Genomic DNA, 15,755 nt, shown 5'->3' with positions numbered 1-15,755 from the left:
AACAAACTTTCGCTCCCCCACCCTTGCGGGCAGAGGAGCTGCACTCTACCAGAGATCATCCTCCGCCCCTCGCGGGGCGGAGGAGAACTCCGTCAGAATCCAGCGTCCGGGATTCTCGCGAATCCCAGCTGCGCTGGGGTACCAGGACTCGAACCTAGACTAACTGAACCAGAATCAGTCGGGCTGCCAATTACCCCATACCCCATTGGCCCCTTGCGGCGCCGGGATTGAACATTACCCTCCCAGCGCCAGCAGGCCAAATCCGATCCCCCCGAAACGCCCTTGAGCTGCGGAAACAGGGGCATCGGACCGGTCAGGCGACGGGGACCACCGGGTTGCTGAGCTCACCGATGCCCTCGATCCGCACGGTGACCGTATCCCCCTCGACGAGGGGACTAACCCCCGCCGGTGTGCCGGTGAGCACCACGTCGCCGGGCAGCAGGGTCATCACGTGCGAGATGTACGACACCAGGCCGGCCACGTCGAAGACCATGTCCTTCGTCCGGCCGAGCTGGCGTACCTCCATCTCGTGATTGCGGCCCACCTCACACCGGATCTCCAGGTCGGAGACGTCCAGACCGGTGGTGATCCACGGACCGATGGGGCAGAAGGAGTCGAAACCCTTGGCCCGCGTCCACTGCCCGTCGGAGCGTTGGAGGTCCCGGGCCGTGACGTCGTTGGCGCAGGTGTAGCCGAAGATGGCGCGTTCGGCGGCGGCACGGTCGGCCCGGCGGGCGCCAGGTGCGCCGATCACGACCGCCAACTCCGCCTCGTGCTCGACCTGCTTGGAGAAGATCGGCAGCCGGATGGCGTCCCGGGGACCGATCACCGAGGTGGACGGCTTGAGGAAGAGCAACGGCTCCTTGGGTACGTCGTTGCCGAGCTCGGCGGCGTGGTCGGCGTAGTTGCGGCCCACGCAGACCACCTTGCTGGGCAGGATCGGCGAGAGCAGCCGAACGTCGGAGAGGGCCCACCGGGCCCCGCTGAAGGAGAGTTGGCCGAACGGGTGACCTTCGATCTCGGCGATGGTCAGGCCCTGCGGCCCGGCCTCCGCTTCGCCCTCGACGGCCCCGAACGACATTCCCTTGGCATGAGCGAAACGAGCGATACGCACCTCGCCAATCTAGCCCTGCCGACGGGTTCACCGGCCACGACCGGCTGCCGGGTGTGCGCAACCCGTCAGCGCGGCGGCACCATACCGGCCGCCGGGGTGACCGGGGCGGGATTCCTGACTTCGTACCCGCACGGAGAGACCGCGCCCTTAGCGTCGGCTCCGGAGGTTCGTTCGTATGCCTGCATCGACACGACACCACAAGGCCCTCGCAGTGTTCGTCCACTGCCTCGGCATCCTCGCCGCCGTGCCGGCCCTGCCCGCGGTGGAGCCGGAGGCGTCGGCCGCGCCACGACCACCGACGGTCGCGCCACGACCACCGACGCCCACGCCACAACCAGCGGTGCCGTCGGCTGTGGCGATGGCCGCACCGCTACCGGGGGCGGCGAGCACCGCGCCGGCCCCACCCGCGATGGCAGCACCGCTGCCGGGCGTGGCGAGCGCGGAGCCCACCCCACCGTCGGCGCCACCGGCGATGGCGCCACCGACGCGGACACCGGCGTCGGCACCACCGCCTCCGGTCACGGTGGCGATCGCGCCGGAGAGCAGCCCGGCACCGCGGTACCGGATCCACGTGCGCAACGTGGGTGACTCGCCTGTCGACACCACTGTGCGCCAGGAGTTGCCCTCCGGGGCGTCGGTCACCGCGATCAGTGACGGCGGCCGGTCCACCCGTTCCGGCGGGTCGACCGGCGAGGTGACGTGGCGGCTACGGCTGCCCGCGCACAGCACCACCACGCTGGGCACCGCGCTGACCACCACCGCGCCGGGCCAGGCACTGACCGCGCCGGCTTGCGCCTTCACAAGCGACGGCAACCGGCCGTACGACTGCGCGTCGGCCACCTGGCAGGCGGCGGGAACACCTGCGGCGCAGGTCACCGAGGCGCAGCCGCTCTGGCGGCAGGTCCCGTTGCTGCTTGCCGGCGTGGCGGTCCTGTTGCTGCTCGGCGCCGCCCTGTTCTGGCTGTGGCGTCGTCGGCGCGGCCGGCGGGTGACCGCCGCCGCCCTGTCCAGCGGCAGCGGACCCGGCAACGAGCGCGGAACTGTCTATCCGCGTCCAGCCACCCCGAAACCGGTACGTCGTCGGCGTACCCCGCCTGTCGCTCTGCTTGTCGCCGGGGCGGTGGTGGTGTTGGCCGCCGTGGTCGGCACCGCCGGCTGGACGGCGACCCGGCAGGTCTCCCAGATCGACACGCAGAAGCAGCCGACCAGCGGCGCGTGGATGGGCACCGGGGTGTCCGGGCCGGTGGGTGTGCCGCTGCGCGAGTCCGCGTTCGAGTTCACCGTCTACCGGATGACCTGCGCGGAGCCCGGCAGCGCGAAAGCGGCAAGCGGAGGGAGTGCGGCCCCGGCTTCCGCGCGGCGCTGCCAGGCCACAGTGGGAGTGCGCAACATCACCGGCACCCAGCAGCCCTGGCACGGCCAGTTGCAACGGGCGTACCTGCCCGGTGGTCGCTGGGTGAGCGCCGACGAGCCGGCCACCCAGGCCGCCAACCTGGGCCGGGACGTCTTCGCCAACCCGGTGGCCGCGGGCAGCCGGGTGGTGCTTCCGCTGGTCTTCACCGTCGACGGGCGGGACCCGCCCCGGCAGTTGGAGCTGCGCAGTGGCGTCTTCTCCGCCGGCGTGCGGGTGCAGATGCCCTGACCGGCGGTCGGGCGGCGGTCGTACCCTGGGGTCCGTGACCGCCGCCCTCGCCCCCGCCGTGCTCGACGCGGCGACCTGGCAGGCACGGCGCCGGGCCCACGAGGAGCGGGTGGACGTCTGGCTGACCCCGCACCTGGCCCGGCGGCGCCGGGGCGAACGGCATCCGGTGGCCGACTTCCTGTTCACGTACTACTCGCACCGGCCGGCGCAGCTGCGCCGCTGGCATCCGGGCGCGGGGGTCGAGTTGCGCGGCGCGGACCTTGCCGAGTTCGGCAGGGACTACCGCGCCACCGCCGTCGGGGTCATCCTCGACACCGATGGGGTACGCCAGCGGCGTGGCGAGTCGATCGGGTGGATCCGCTCCCTGCTCGCGGCGACGGCGGGGCGGGCGGCGCACTTCGGCTGCTTCGGGATGCACGAGTGGGCGATGGTCTACCGGCAGACGCAGGAGGAGCTGCGGCACAACGCGTGGCCGTTGCGACTGGATCCGGATCAGACCGCCGCGATCGTCGAGGAGCGCGGGGTGCGGTGCAGCCACTTCGACGCGTTCCGGTTCTTCACACCGCCGGCCCGTCCGTTGAACCTGCTCACCCCGACCCGGGAAACCCAGCACGAACACGAGCAGCCGGGCTGCCTGCACGCCAACATGGACGTCTACAAATGGGCGTACAAGCTGTCGCCGCTGGTGCCCTCGGAGCTGGTGGCGGACTGTTTCGAGCTGGCCCGCGAGATCCGTACCCTCGACATGCGAGCCAGCCCCTACGACCTGGCGGCGCTCGGCTACCCGCCGGTGCGGGTCGAGACGCCGGAGGGTCGGGCGGAGTACGCCGCCGCGCAGCGCGGTTTCGCCGACCGGGCCGGCGTGCTGCGCCACCGGCTCCTCGCGGCCGTCCCCGCGTGAGGCGACGGCTCGCCGCCTGACCGGCGGCTCCAGCCTGACCGGCTGAGCGCGGCGCGGCCCGGGGACGGCGGGGTCAGGTCGCCGGACGGGTTCGCAGGCCGTCGAGAAGCAGCGCGACCACCGCTGCCATGTCCGCGTCGAGGCCGGGCTCGGTCCACTCGGTCCGGTGGGACGGGTGGTGGAATCGGGCTGTGGCCTGCAACAGCGCCCGGCCGGCCACCGCCGGGTCCGGCACGTCGAAGTCGCCGGCCGCGATCCCGTCGGCGACGATCAGGCTGAGCTGACCGGCAAGGATCTCCAGGTGGTTGGCGACGGCGCCCTCGGAGAGCGTGGCGAGCTGGTGGAAGTTGTCGAACAGCTCCGGATCCTCCCGGGCCATCCGACGCTTGGTGCCGCTCAGCTCGGCAAGCCACCGACGCAGCCGCTGCGGGGCGGGGTCGGTGCCGGTGGCGACCTCGACGAGCGGGGTCGAGACCCGGGCCAGCCAGCGTTCGGCGACCGCCTCGCGGAGCGCGGCCTTGCTGGCGAAGTGTCGGTAGACGCTGCCGTGGCTGACGCCCAGCGCACGGGCGACGTCAAGCACTGTGGCCTTGGCGGGCCCGTACCGGCGTAGCGCTTCCTCGGCGGTGTCGAGGATGCGGTCGGCCGTCAGGGCGGTGGCGTCGCTCATCGCTCCAGCCTCCCTGACCGCGTGCGCGGCCGTGGCGCGGCCCCCCGGGTGGCGGGCACGCCACGGCCGGATCGTCATGCCCGCTCGCTGTCCAGCAACGCCATCTGCGCCTCGTCGTAGCGGCTGCCGGCTACGGCGTCAGCCGGGACGGCGGCCTCGATGGCGGCCAGGTCCGCGTCGGTCAGGGTGACCGCCGTCGCGCCCAGTGCCTCGGTGAGCCGGTCCCGGCGGCGGGCGCCGACCAGGGGCACGATGGTCTCGCCCCGGGCGAGCACCCAGGCGATGGCGATCTGCGCCACGGTGACGCCCCGAGCCTCGGCGATGGTCCGCAGGGCGTCGACCAGAGCCAGGTTGCGGTCCAGGTTCGCGCCGGAGAACCGGGGCAGGTAGCTGCGGAAGTCGGTGCCGCCGGTGTCCCTGCGAGCCGTCCAGTGGCCGCTGATGAGGCCACGGGACAGCACCCCGTACGCGGTGATCCCCACGCCCAGCTCACGGGCCGTCGGCAGGATGTCGGACTCCGGGTTACGGGAGATCAGCGAGTATTCGATCTGGAGGTCGGCGATCGGGTGGACGGCGTGCGCCCGTCGCAGCGTCTCCGCGCTCACCTCGGACAGGCCGATGTGCCGGATGTGACCGGCCTGGACGAGCTCGGCGAGGGTGCCGACCACGTCCTCCACCGGCACGTCCCCCGGCAGCCTGGCCGGACGGTAGATGTCGATGTGGTCGGTGCCGAGGCGCCGCAGCGAGTACGCCAGGAAGTTCTTGATCGCGGCGGGTCGAACGTCGACGCCGTTCCAACCGCCGTCGACGTCGCGCAGGGCGCCGAACTTGACGCTGATCACCGCGTCGTCGCGGTTTCGGCCGCGCAACGCGTCGCGCAGCAGCAGTTCGTTGTGGCCCATCCCGTAGAAGTCGCCGGTGTCCAGCAGGGTGACGCCGGCGTCCAGGGCGGCGTGGATGGTGGCGATGCTCTCGACCTCGTCGACGTCGCCGTAGAGGTCGGACATGCCCATCAGGCCGAGGCCGAGGGCGGAGACGGTCGGGCCGGTGGTGCCGAGCGTGCGGGTGTCCATGGGGGTGTTCCTCTCCTCGTCCACCCCGTCAGCATACATACTTTGACTGACAGATTCCAGATTCTGTCACTGGATAGCCGGAGAGGGTCGGTGCCGAGCTGACGTTCGCGAAGGGTCGGACTACTCGCCGTCGACGCGGCGGTCGCGCTTGCGCTGCGACTGGCGCTTCTTCTCGGCCAGCCGGCGCTCCTTCGCACCCCGCGACGGCCGGGTCGCACGTCGAGGTGGCGGCGGAGGTGCAGCCGCCTCACGCAGCAGCGCCACCATCCGCGCGCGTGCCGCCTCCCGGTTGGCGAGCTGCGCCCGGTGTTCGCTTGCCGCGATCGTCAGCACGCCGTCCACCAGGCGGTTGGCCAGACGTGCAAGCGCCCGCGACCGGATCCAGTCGGGCACCGACGGAGAATTGGCCAGGTCGTAGCTCAGCTCGACCCGGGAGTCGGCGGTGTTCACACCCTGCCCACCCGGCCCGGACGAACGGGAGAAGCGCTCCCGCAGCTCCCCGGCGGGGACGACCCACCGGTCGGTCACCCGCAGTCCGTCGTCCACGCTCCGAGGCTAACCCGCACCGGCGCACCGGGAGTCACCGGTGCGGAGGCTCACTCTGCGTCGAGGACGGGCTGGGCGTCGGGCCTGCGGTCTCGTCGTCCGAGCCGACAGCGGCGTACGCCACCGCGCCGAACAGCAGCAACCCGATCACCGCGGCCTTCACGGCGACCCCACGGATCAGCAGCCAGGCGCCACTGCGTGCCGTCGGCACTGACTTCTTCACGGTCTGGTAGTCGGTCCACCCGCGCCGCGCCCGGGCGTACGCCGACCCCACCGCACATCCGATGACCAGGCCCACCAGCAGGAGGGCCGTGAGAAGAGGACGCTCCACCTCCGCCAGTATCCATATCGAGCGTCATATTTCCACCGTTTGATGTCGTCCGGCCGGATATCCGACACCACCGCCGGCCGGATCGACAGCCGAGGAGTGTCCGGGCAGCTCAGCCGCCCTTCCCGATGATCGTGTCGGCGCTCTGCTGCACCTGCTCGATCGGGATGGCGAAGCCGATGCCGATCGACCCGTTTCCGTCGATGGTGGCGATAGCGGTGTTCACCCCGACCACCTCGCCACGGGCGTTGACAAGCGGCCCGCCCGAGTTGCCGGGATTGATCGACGCGTCGGTCTGCACCGCGCTGTGCCGGTTGTTGCCCAGCCGTACCTGGCGGTCCAGCGCACTGACGATGCCTGCGGTGACCGTCCCGGACAATCCCAACGGTGAGCCCACCGCCAGCACGGGCTCACCGACCCGGGTCGCACCCGGCTTGGCAAGCGGCAGCGGGGAGAGCCCTGCCGACGGCGGCACCTTCAGCACCGCCAGGTCGCTGCGCGGTTCCCGGCCGACCACCTCGGCTTCGTAGCGGCGGCCGTCGGGCAACTCGACCGTCACCGGGCCGCCGCCGCCCTTGGCGAGGATGTGGTCGTTGGTGACGAGGTGCTGCTGGTCGTCGATGGCGAACCCCGACCCGGTCGCGGACGCGCCGTTTGCACCACCGGCAAGCACCGACACCACCCCGGGCACAGTCCGCTCGGCGGCGGTGACCAGTTCCGCGGGCACCGGGGCGGCGGACGCGGCAGCCGGGCCGGGCGTACCGCTCTGGCTGGCCACCACACCGCCGGCCAGAGCGCCCGAGACGGCGGAGACCGCCACCACAGCCAGCGCGGCGACCAGCCGGCCGGGACGCCACCCGCCCGGATCCCGACCCGAGCCGGGCGCGTCCCACCACCCGCGCCCGTCCGGGTCGAGTTCGGGCGAGATGAACAAGGGACCGCGCGGTTCGCCCAGTCCGGTCTGCACAGCCATGCGTACTCCTCACGGTCGGGCGTTGGCCCGGCGGATCAGGGCAGTCGGGAGAACCAGCGCATCGAGCCGGCGGCCGCGCCCATCGCGAAGACGAGTCCGAGGCCGATGAACCGGGCCGAGACGTCCTGGCGTTCGGTGCGGTAGCCGACCGAGCTGCCAATGTCGTCGTAGACGGCGCGCAACTCGTCGCTGGTGCTGGCCTCGTGAAACATCCCGCCGGTCTCGTCGGCGACCGCTCGCAGCGTCTGCCCGTCGACCGGCACCTGGATGGGCCGCCCGCCCCGGTCCACGAACCCGGACGGGGTACCGAAGGAGATCGCGTGCACCGGCACCTTCGCCGCCACCGCCTCCGCCGCCGCCTCCATCGGGTCCATGCCCGAGGTGTTCGCCCCGTCGGAGAGCAGAATGATCCGGGCCGGCGGTGGCTCCTTCGCGGCCTCGCTGTCCAGGCTTTTGACCGCGCCCAGCGAGGTGTTTATGGCCTCGCCGATAGCGGTGCCCTGCACCCCGGTCACTCCCTCGGCGAGCCGACCGATCCCCTCGTCCAGGGCGTCCCGGTCGGTGCCCGGCGGCACCAGCACCGCGGCGCTGCCGGCGAAGGCGACAAGCCCCACGTTGAACTCGTCGGGCAGGCCCTCGACGAACCGCCGGGCCGCCTGCTTGGCCGCCGCCAGCCGGTCCGGCTCCACGTCGGTGGCGAGCATCGACGTGGACACGTCCACCGCCACCATCACTGTGGCGCGTTCCCGGGGCACCCGAACCTCGGCGCTGGGCCGGGCGAACCCCACAACGAGCAACGCAAGCATGGCCAGGAACAGCCCGGCCGGAACGTGCCGACGCCAGGCCGGACGCTCCGGCGCGACCCGGTCGAGCAGCCGCAGGTTGGTGAAGCGGACCGCGTACCGGCTGCGACCACGCTGCATCACCAGGTACGCGACGACAAGGGCGAGCACGCCGAGCAGCAGCCAGAGGCGCAGCGGCGACTCCCAGTTCACGCGGTACCTCCCCGGGCCAGCCCGGCCGGCGCGGCGGCCATCCGCCGCTGGGCGTGCACGTGCCGGACGATGTCCGCACCCCAGTCCCGGTCGGTACGCAACGCCAGATGCGTCGCCGCGCCCCGGCGCAGGACCTGACGGACCTGCTCACGCTGGGCGGCGGCAGCTTCGGCGTACCGCTCCCGCAGCCGACGGTCCGATGTGCACACCTCACGGTGGCGGCCGGTCTCCGGATCGACGAGCGTGATGAGGCCGACGTCGGGCAACTCCAACTCACGCGGGTCGGTCACCTCGATCGCCAGCACCTGATGGCGTACGGACAGCCGGCGCAGGGTCGCCTCCCAGGGCGGCGGGTGGCCGGGGTCGTCGGGCAGGCCGTCGAGGAAGTCCGAGACCACCACCACCAGACCGCGCTGGTGGGCGACCCGGTGCAGCGCGTCGAGCCCGTCCGCCAGCTCCGGCGATCCGACAGACGTGCCCGCTGATCCGATCGGCGGCCGGGACGGGTCGCCGTGGCCCGGCGTACGCGGGGCGGCCAGCAGCGCGCGGAGCAGACCGAGCAGGTGGGTACGGCCGCTGCGGGCGGGGAATCGGCGTACCCCGTCGGCGCGCAGCACCTGGGCACCGAGTCGGTTGCCGACGCCTGCGGTCAGGAAACCGACGGCAGCCACCGCGGCGACGGCCAGCTCCCGCTTGTCCAGCTCGGCAGTGCCGAACTCCATGCTCGCGGTGCCGTCGACAAGCATCCAGGTGGTCAGCTCCCGGTCGGCGTCGACCTGCCGGACGTGCGGTACGGCGGTGCGGGCGGTCACCGCCCAGTCCATCCGGCGGACCTCGTCCTCCCCCGGCCGGTACTCACGACTGCCGGCGGGTTCGCTGCCCGGCCCGGGCAGCAGGCCACGGTACTGGCCGTGCAGCAGGCCGTTGAGCCGCCGGGTGACAGTCAACTCCAGACGTCGCAGCCGTTGATCGGGGCTCAGTTCGGCCAGGCCGGGGTCCGGCGGCGCCGCGACAGTCGTACGGCTGGCGCGTCTCATGCCGCCGCCAGGTCCGGCGTCTGGTGTGGATGGGAGTTCGCCACCCGGGGTGGCGGCACCGCCTCCACCAGCCGCCGCACCAGGCTCTCGGCCGACACCCCGTCGGCCACCGCGTCGAAGGAGAGCACGAGCCGGTGGGCGAGGACGTCCACCGCCAACTCCCGGACGTCCTCGGGCAGCACGTACTCCCGACCGCGCAGGAGCGCCTGCGCCCGGGCTGCCGCGACCAGGCCGAGGGTGGCGCGCGGGCTGGCGCCGTACGCCAGCAGGGGTGCGATCTCCGGCAGCCCGAACCGGCCCGGATCGCGGGTGGCGAGGATGAGCCGGACCACGTACTCCGCGATGGCGTGGTGCACGAAGACCCGCTCGGCACGGACCTGGAGATCCTGCAACCGTTGCGCGTCGAGCACCTGCCGTGGGCTGGGCCGCTCGGTGCTCATCCGGTAGAGGATGGCCAGTTCGTCGGCGTCGCTGGGATAGTCGACGACCACCTTCATCAGGAACCTGTCGCGCTGCGCCTCCGGGAGTTGGTAGACCCCCTCCGACTCGATGGGGTTCTGGGTGGCAAGCACCAGAAACGGCGACGGCACCGGCCAACTGCGGCCGCCGATGGAGACCTGCCGTTCCGCCATGGCCTCCAGCAGCGCCGACTGGACCTTGGCCGGCGCGCGGTTGATCTCGTCGGCAAGCACCAGGTTGGCCATGATCGGGCCCAGTTCGATGTCGAACGTTTCCTTCGATGCCCGATAGATCCGGGTGCCCACGATGTCGGAGGGGACCAGGTCCGGGGTGAACTGAATCCGGGAGAAGGTGCCGCCGACCACTGTGGCGAGGGTCTGCGCGGCAAGTGTCTTTGCCACACCGGGAACCCCCTCCAAGAGGCAGTGCCCGTTGGCGATCAAAGCGGTGAGCAGTCGTTCGACGAGCCGATCCTGCCCGACGATCACGCGTTTGACCTCGAAGAGGGTCTGTTCCAGCTCGACGCCGGTCGGCTCGGGTTCGACCGCGCTGGGCATGCTGGCCAGGGTGTCCGAGATGTCCGTCACGGTGCTTGCTTCCCGGGCGGAGGGCCCGGCAAACGTCGGATTGTGCGCACCGGACCGGTCCGTTGTGCACCGGATGAGGACGAGCCGCCCGGACGGGTGACAACCGGAAGAAGACGACCGGACGAGTACGTCGACCCCGGGCCGGCAGGAGCCGGGCCGCCGTGACGAGACGTCCTTGCGAGCACGGCGCGGCCCCCGCACGCCAGGTGCGGGGGCCGGGTGTCGGTTGGTCAGGACAGGTGGACGACCAGGTGGAAGCCCAGGTCGGCCGGGGTGCCCGCCGAGTTGCGGGTCTGCACGAAGACAGCGTTCGGCGTGCTGAGCCGAGGCGCGACCGAGACTTCGCCGGCCGGCGGGATGCAGCAGGAGTCGGCCCGACCGATGGTGGCCACGAAGGTGCCGGCTGTGACGACCGTGCCGAACTGCACCTCGTACTGCCCGGTGCCGTACTTGATGACGGTGCCGGTGCCGCGGGCCTTGGTGCCGTTGGCGTTGACGACGACGGTGGTGGTGGAGGCGACGAGCGTGGTCGCCTTGGCGCTCAGCGCGGCCTTGGCCTTGCGGGCGGACTCCGCCGTTACCGGCGGCTGGGCGTTCGTGCCGCGCGCGGCCGGCTGGGCGGCCTCGACCGGAGCCTTCGCCGTCGGTTGGGCGACGGCGATCCCACCTCCGGCGAGGGTGAGCCCCAGGACGGCGAATGCGATCGCCGCTGCCTTACGTCGGAAAGATGTGCTCATGACAGGTCCCCTTTGTGTGACCGTGCGAATTCGGCCGACCCGCGGGGCGGGACAGATAACTGCCGGAAAATAGGCGGCGGCGACGCGGCATCCCGACTGCAAGCCCTTGCTTGTAGCCACTTTGAGCTGCGATTACTACTCAGAGTTGCGTCGTTTGAACCAGTTGGAACGTAGCACCGGAAAAAGCTGAGCGTCAATAGTTGATCTCGCATTATCGGGTTGCCGACGGGCGGTCGAATAATTGTGAAAGATGAACGTGCAACCATTCACGAAATGCGCATCCGGTGCCGTTATGCTGTTCGCCGTGATCGTCGACGCCGCGCCAACGCCCACGCCCACATCCACGTCCACGCGTCGCCGCGCAACGACGATCGGTTCGGCGCTCTGCTGGGCGGCGGTCGTACCGACGGCCACCTGGGCCGCTCTACGGCTCGCCGGCCTGGACCGTGGGCCGCTCGTGCAGGCGTTCGCATTCACCCCGTACGTTGCGGGATGGAGCATCATCGCCCTCGCCCTCGCCGCCGCCCTACGGCGCTGGTGGCCGGCGGCGGTCGCGGCCCTGGCCGCGGTGGCGCTGCTCGTCGCGGTCGCTCCCCGCGCGCTTGCCAGTTCGCAGCCCGCGACGGCAGGCCCCACGATCCGGGTGCTCACCGCCAACCTGCTCGCCGGCTCCGCCGACGCGGCCACGCTCGTGGAGCTGGTCCGGCGGCACCAGGTCGACGTGCTCGCCGTGCAGGAGTTCACCCCCGACGCGCAGGCCGCCCTGGACCGGCTCGGCCTCGACCGGCTGCTCCCCCACCGGCAGCTCAACCCGCAGATCGGCACGCCCGGCTCCGGGCTCTACTCGCGCTGGCTGCTCAGCGACGTTGGCATCAGGCACAACCAAGGCCAGGGCGGCTGGGGGTTCAGCCAGGCGTACGGCACGGTGGCCGTCCCCGGGGCGCCACCGGTGCGTGTCGAGTCAGCCCACCCCTCGGCGCCGTCCGCGCTGGACCAGGTCGTCGCGTGGCGCGCCGACCTGACCACCCAACCACCGGCCACGCCGGACGGTGGCCTGCGGATCCTCGCCGGGGACTTCAACGCCACCCTCGACCACGGCCCCCTGCGGGCGCTGCTGCGCACCGGCTACGTCGACGCCGCCGACGCCACCGGGTCGGGGCTGACCGGCACGTGGGGCCCCTACGACGGCGACCTCATCCCACCGGTCACCATCGACCACGTGCTTGTCGACAGGCGCATCGCGGTCCGTTCGCTGAAAGTGCTGCACCTACCCAACAGCGACCACCGCCCCGTCCTGGCAACCCTCCGCCTCCCCACCCCCTAACCCACACCCCACCACGCCCCGCGCCCACCACCCCCGCGATCTTGCACTTGATGCCGCGACATACAGGGCCAGAAGCCGCATAGCGGCGACACAAAGTGCAAGATCGCGGGGGTGAGGGCCGGCGGGGGTGAGGGCCGGCGGGGTGGGTGGGTGGGTTAGACCGTTGTGGGGGCCAGGCCGTAGGTCAGGGCGTCCACCAGGGCGTGCCAGCTCGCCTCGACCACGTTGTTGTGTACGCCCACTGTGGTCCAGTCCCGGCCGCCTTCCTCGGACGTCTCCAGCAGCACCCGGGTGACGGCGCCGGTGCCGTGGCTGCCCTCCAGGATGCGGACCTTGTAGTCGGCCAGCTCGAAGTTGCGCAGCTGCGGATAGTGCCGGGTAAGCCCGACCCGCAGCGCCTCGTCGAGTGCGTTGACCGGACCGTTGCCCTCGGCGGTGGCGATCACCCGCTCGCCGCGTACCCGGATCTTCACTGTCGCCTCGGACACGACGGCGCCGTCCTCGCGGTGCTCGACAAGCACTCGGTACGACTCCAGGGTGAACGGACGGGCCGGGCCGCCCTCCGGCAGCTCGGAGCGGACCAGCAGCTCGAAGGAGGCGTCCGCGGCCTCGAAGGACCAGCCCTCGGCCTCCAACTCCTTGACCCGCTTGGTCACCCGGGTCAGCGCCTCCGGACGGCCGGCCAGGTCCAGGCCGAGCTCACGACTCTTGAGCTCGACGCTGGCCCGGCCGGCCATCTCGGTTACCAGGATCCGCATGTCGTTGCCCACCACAGACGGGTCCACGTGGTTGTAGAGCAACGGGTCGACCTTGATCGCGCTCGCGTGCAGCCCCGCCTTGTGGGCGAAGGCGGCGGCCCCGGCGTACGCCTGGTGGGTGTCGGGGGCGATGTTCGCGATCTCGGCGATGGCGTGCGAGACCCGCACCATCTGTTCCAGGCAGCCGTCCGGTAGGACGGGCATGCCCAGCTTGAGCTGGAGGTTGGCGACGACCGCGAAGATGTCGGCGTTGCCGGGGCGCTCGCCGTACCCGTTGGCGGTGCCCTGGACGTGCCGGACGCCCGCCTCGACGGCGGCGATCGTGTTGGCGACAGCGCAGGCGGTGTCGTTCTGGGCGTGCATGCCGAACAGGCCGGCGTCCACGCCGAGCCGGTCGGTCAGGTCGAGGATCGCGGCTGTCACCTGGGACGGCAGCATGCCGCCGTTGGTGTCGCAGAGCACCATGCGCTCGGCGCCAGCGTCGAGAGCGGTCTGCACCACTGCCGTGCCGTACGCCGGGTCGTGCCGGAAGCCGTCGAAGAAGTGTTCGCCGTCGACGAAGACCCGGCGGCCCTCGCGGACGAGGTGGGTGACGGTGTCGCGGATCATCGCCAGGTTCTCCGTGCCGGTGGTGCGCAGCGCCCGTTCGACGTGCCGGATGTCGGCCTTGGCCACCAGCGCGATCGCCGGGGTCTGCGCGTCCAGGAGGCCGCGTACCTGGGGGTCGTCGGCGACCGCGACGCCGGCCTTGCGGGTGGCGCCGAACGCGACGAGCACGGCGTGCCGCAGCTGCAGCTCGGCGCGTGCGCGGCGGAAGAATTCGGTGTCCTTGGGTACCGCGCCCGGCCAGCCGCCCTCGATGAACCCGACGCCGAACTCGTCGAGCAGCCGGGCCACCGCCAGCTTGTCGACCACCGAGTAGGTGAGCCCTTCGCGCTGGGCGCCGTCGCGCAACGTCGTGTCGTAGACCTGGAACGTCATCAGGGTCCTTTCTCAGAGCAACAAAAAGACCTCCCGCGGATGCGGGAGGTCTGCGCGCTCGGCGGAGGGGGAGGCCGGCGCGCTAGGTCGCAATAATCAGGGCGGTGCTGGTCACGTCCGCTACTCTGCCACCGCTTCCCCGTTTCTGGGAGCAACAATCCACATCCCGGGACGTGATGTGCGCCCCACGCCGTCGCCGACGCCGTTTCCCGCCCCCGGCCGCCGGGTAGCTCGGAGGGGGACACACCACCGACGCCGAGACGATCGGCGACAGTCAGGAGTGAACGGCATGGACAGGATCGATCCGCACGCCACCCACGCCGGGCCGGACCCGCTGCGCGGCGGCGACCAGGGAGCCGTTGCCGGCGGCGCACCGGCCGGCGTCTTCGACCCCTGGCGCTACCGGGACCAGGCCGGGGTGGCCGACGCCGATCTGGTCGGCTACAAGGTCGAAGCCACCGACGGCGGAATCGGCAAGATCGACAGCGCCAGCCACGAGGTGGACGGCAGCTACCTGGTGGTGGACACCGGCCCGTGGGTCTTCGGCAAGAAGGTGATGCTGCCGGCCGGGACGGTCAACCAGGTCGACCATGACCAGCGCACCATCTCGATCGACCGGACCCGCGACCAGATCAAGGCCGCCCCCGAGTACGACGAGACCAGCCACAGCGACCCGGCGTACCGGGATCAGCTGGGTGGCTACTACGACGAGACGTACGGCGCGCTGCCGCCCGGCACCGCACGCTGACCGATCGAGCACAACGGTCGGTGGGGTCCGACCCCACCGACCGTTACCGTGTGAGCGTGGACGCCATCGACGACAACCGAAACATTCAGCTGCCCGCCACCTTCAACTTCCGCGACGTCGGCGGCTATCACGGCCACGACGGTCGGACCGTACGCCGGGGCCGTCTCTACCGCTCCGACTCCCTGCACCGCCTCGACGAGCAGGACCGGGACGCGTTCACCGCCATCGGCATCCGCACAGTCATCGACCTGCGCCGCCCCAGGGAGGTCGAGCGCGACGGGCGGGTGCCGAGCTACCCGGGCCTCACCTACCGTCACATCCACCCGGAGCACGAGGACTGGGCCGCCACGCCCCACCAGGAGGGCGCCGACCTGGCCCGCTACCTCGCGGACCGTTACGCCGACCTGGCCCAGACCGGCACCGCCGGCCTGGCCGAGGCGATCGGGCTCATCGCCGACTCCGCGAACGCCCCGGTGGTGGTGCACTGCGTCGCCGGCAAGGACCGCACGGGCATCGTCTGCGCGCTGACCCTCGCCGTGCTGGGCGTCGACGACGCCGACATCGTCGCCGACTACGCGCTCAGCACCGAGGCGTCGGCCCGGTTCAGCGCCTGGCTGACCGCCACCCTGCCGAACATGGTGGACGTGCCGGCGCCGTTCCTGGCCTCACCCGCCGAGGCGATGCAGACCTTCCTTGACGAACTGCGTGCGGGGTACGGCTCGGTCGAGGCGTACCTGCGCCACGCCGGAGTGACCGACGCGCAGCTCGACGCCCTGCGCGAGCATCTGCTCGACTGAGAGACGGACGGTCGGCGGCGGATACCGGCGCGGGATTCGGACGGATCTCGAAGTCGAGCATGTCACCACCGCTCATCGCGCTGAC

Annotated in this window: 16 protein-coding genes and 1 tRNA gene; 5 read left to right on the top strand and 12 right to left on the bottom strand. The window is 71.6% G+C overall.

Features of this window, described 5'->3' with window-relative positions:
• Positions 1 to 133: 133 nt before the first annotated feature.
• Together ACPXB1_RS25680 and ACPXB1_RS25675 are read right to left on the bottom strand one after the other, a co-directional pair.
• A tRNA-Gln gene (locus ACPXB1_RS25680) sits at positions 134 to 205 on the bottom strand.
• A 108-nt stretch (positions 206 to 313) separates the two neighbouring features.
• Positions 314 to 1,114 (bottom strand): fumarylacetoacetate hydrolase family protein, encoded by an 801-nt coding sequence (locus ACPXB1_RS25675; RefSeq protein WP_355593609.1) that lies wholly within the window; start codon positions 1,112 to 1,114, stop codon positions 314 to 316.
• A gap of 175 nt (positions 1,115 to 1,289) precedes the next feature.
• Here ACPXB1_RS25675 and ACPXB1_RS25670 point away from each other — a divergent pair, with 175 nt between their 5' ends.
• Both ACPXB1_RS25670 and ACPXB1_RS25665 read left to right on the top strand, forming a co-directional pair.
• A complete protein-coding gene (locus ACPXB1_RS25670) occupies positions 1,290 to 2,756 on the top strand; it encodes a hypothetical protein (protein ID WP_355593607.1) in 1,467 nt (488 codons plus the stop codon).
• Positions 2,757 to 2,790: 34 nt separating this feature from the next.
• Entirely contained in the window at positions 2,791 to 3,657 is an 867-nt protein-coding gene (locus ACPXB1_RS25665) for a 3-methyladenine DNA glycosylase (RefSeq protein ID WP_355593605.1), read from the top strand.
• Positions 3,658 to 3,730: 73 nt separating this feature from the next.
• Here ACPXB1_RS25665 and ACPXB1_RS25660 read toward each other — a convergent pair whose 3' ends face one another.
• From ACPXB1_RS25660 to ACPXB1_RS25620, 9 genes are all read right to left on the bottom strand, one after another.
• Positions 3,731 to 4,327, bottom strand: a complete 597-nt coding sequence (locus tag ACPXB1_RS25660; RefSeq protein ID WP_355593603.1) for a TetR family transcriptional regulator — start codon at positions 4,325 to 4,327, stop codon at positions 3,731 to 3,733.
• 74 nt (positions 4,328 to 4,401) lie between these two features.
• Entirely contained in the window at positions 4,402 to 5,424 is a 1,023-nt protein-coding gene (locus tag ACPXB1_RS25655; protein WP_425735894.1) for an aldo/keto reductase, read from the bottom strand.
• A 96-nt stretch (positions 5,425 to 5,520) separates the two neighbouring features.
• Complete coding sequence (gene arfB, locus ACPXB1_RS25650; RefSeq protein ID WP_053652401.1) at positions 5,521 to 5,946, bottom strand: alternative ribosome rescue aminoacyl-tRNA hydrolase ArfB; 426 nt, start codon at positions 5,944 to 5,946, stop codon at positions 5,521 to 5,523.
• A 34-nt stretch (positions 5,947 to 5,980) separates the two neighbouring features.
• On the bottom strand, positions 5,981 to 6,277 hold the full coding sequence (locus ACPXB1_RS25645) for a hypothetical protein (protein ID WP_355593599.1): 297 nt from the start codon (positions 6,275 to 6,277) through the stop codon (positions 5,981 to 5,983).
• Between the two features lie 109 nt (positions 6,278 to 6,386).
• Complete coding sequence (locus ACPXB1_RS25640) at positions 6,387 to 7,247, bottom strand: S1C family serine protease (protein ID WP_355593597.1); 861 nt, start codon at positions 7,245 to 7,247, stop codon at positions 6,387 to 6,389.
• A gap of 35 nt (positions 7,248 to 7,282) precedes the next feature.
• Positions 7,283 to 8,242: a VWA domain-containing protein gene (locus tag ACPXB1_RS25635; RefSeq protein WP_355593595.1), complete on the bottom strand. Its 960-nt coding sequence runs from the start codon at positions 8,240 to 8,242 to the stop codon at positions 7,283 to 7,285.
• Positions 8,239 to 9,279 carry a DUF58 domain-containing protein gene (locus tag ACPXB1_RS25630; protein WP_425735893.1) on the bottom strand — a complete coding sequence of 347 codons (1,041 nt, stop codon included), beginning with the start codon at positions 9,277 to 9,279 and terminating at the stop codon, positions 8,239 to 8,241. Before ACPXB1_RS25630 ends, ACPXB1_RS25635 begins: the two co-directional genes overlap by 4 nt.
• Positions 9,276 to 10,325 (bottom strand): AAA family ATPase, encoded by a 1,050-nt coding sequence (locus ACPXB1_RS25625; protein WP_355593591.1) that lies wholly within the window; start codon positions 10,323 to 10,325, stop codon positions 9,276 to 9,278. The genes ACPXB1_RS25630 and ACPXB1_RS25625 overlap by 4 nt, the downstream gene beginning before the upstream one ends.
• A gap of 230 nt (positions 10,326 to 10,555) precedes the next feature.
• Positions 10,556 to 11,062, bottom strand: a complete 507-nt coding sequence (locus ACPXB1_RS25620) for a hypothetical protein (protein ID WP_355630933.1) — start codon at positions 11,060 to 11,062, stop codon at positions 10,556 to 10,558.
• 292 nt (positions 11,063 to 11,354) lie between these two features.
• On the opposite strand from ACPXB1_RS25620, the gene ACPXB1_RS25615 reads away from it, so the two are divergent.
• Positions 11,355 to 12,386, top strand: a complete 1,032-nt coding sequence (locus ACPXB1_RS25615; RefSeq protein WP_425735892.1) for an endonuclease/exonuclease/phosphatase family protein — start codon at positions 11,355 to 11,357, stop codon at positions 12,384 to 12,386.
• Between the two features lie 155 nt (positions 12,387 to 12,541).
• On the opposite strand, the gene cimA is transcribed toward ACPXB1_RS25615, so the two are convergent.
• Positions 12,542 to 14,125 (bottom strand): citramalate synthase, encoded by a 1,584-nt coding sequence (gene cimA, locus ACPXB1_RS25610; protein WP_355593587.1) that lies wholly within the window; start codon positions 14,123 to 14,125, stop codon positions 12,542 to 12,544.
• A gap of 289 nt (positions 14,126 to 14,414) precedes the next feature.
• Here cimA and ACPXB1_RS25605 point away from each other — a divergent pair, with 289 nt between their 5' ends.
• Both ACPXB1_RS25605 and ACPXB1_RS25600 read left to right on the top strand, forming a co-directional pair.
• The gene (locus ACPXB1_RS25605; RefSeq protein WP_425735891.1) at positions 14,415 to 14,873 is read left to right on the top strand and encodes a PRC-barrel domain containing protein; all 459 of its coding nucleotides are present in this window, start codon (positions 14,415 to 14,417) and stop codon (positions 14,871 to 14,873) included.
• A 50-nt stretch (positions 14,874 to 14,923) separates the two neighbouring features.
• Complete coding sequence (locus ACPXB1_RS25600) at positions 14,924 to 15,670, top strand: tyrosine-protein phosphatase (protein ID WP_425735890.1); 747 nt, start codon at positions 14,924 to 14,926, stop codon at positions 15,668 to 15,670.
• Positions 15,671 to 15,755: the final 85 nt, after the last annotated feature.

This window comes from Micromonospora sp. DT68 (genome assembly GCF_049847245.1).
GTDB lineage: Bacteria > Actinomycetota > Actinomycetes > Mycobacteriales > Micromonosporaceae > Micromonospora > Micromonospora profundi.
The sequence above is the reverse complement of the archived record's forward strand: the minus strand, read 5'-3'. Positions and strand labels throughout refer to the sequence as shown.

Bases quoted from the DNA above. Each gene is read 5' to 3' on its own strand.
- ACPXB1_RS25670 (WP_355593607.1), top strand. From the start codon at position 1,290: ATGCCTGCATCGACACGACACCACAAGGCCCTCGCAGTGTTCGTCCAC.
- ACPXB1_RS25660 (WP_355593603.1), bottom strand. From the start codon at position 4,327: ATGAGCGACGCCACCGCCCTGACGGCCGACCGCATCCTCGACACCGCC.
- ACPXB1_RS25640 (WP_355593597.1), bottom strand. From the start codon at position 7,247: ATGGCTGTGCAGACCGGACTGGGCGAACCGCGCGGTCCCTTGTTCATC.
- ACPXB1_RS25630 (WP_425735893.1), bottom strand. From the start codon at position 9,279: ATGAGACGCGCCAGCCGTACGACTGTCGCGGCGCCGCCGGACCCCGGC.
- ACPXB1_RS25620 (WP_355630933.1), bottom strand. From the start codon at position 11,062: ATGAGCACATCTTTCCGACGTAAGGCAGCGGCGATCGCATTCGCCGTC.
- ACPXB1_RS25615 (WP_425735892.1), top strand. From the start codon at position 11,355: ATGCTGTTCGCCGTGATCGTCGACGCCGCGCCAACGCCCACGCCCACA.
- cimA (WP_355593587.1), bottom strand. From the start codon at position 14,125: ATGACGTTCCAGGTCTACGACACGACGTTGCGCGACGGCGCCCAGCGC.
- ACPXB1_RS25605 (WP_425735891.1), top strand. From the start codon at position 14,415: ATGGACAGGATCGATCCGCACGCCACCCACGCCGGGCCGGACCCGCTG.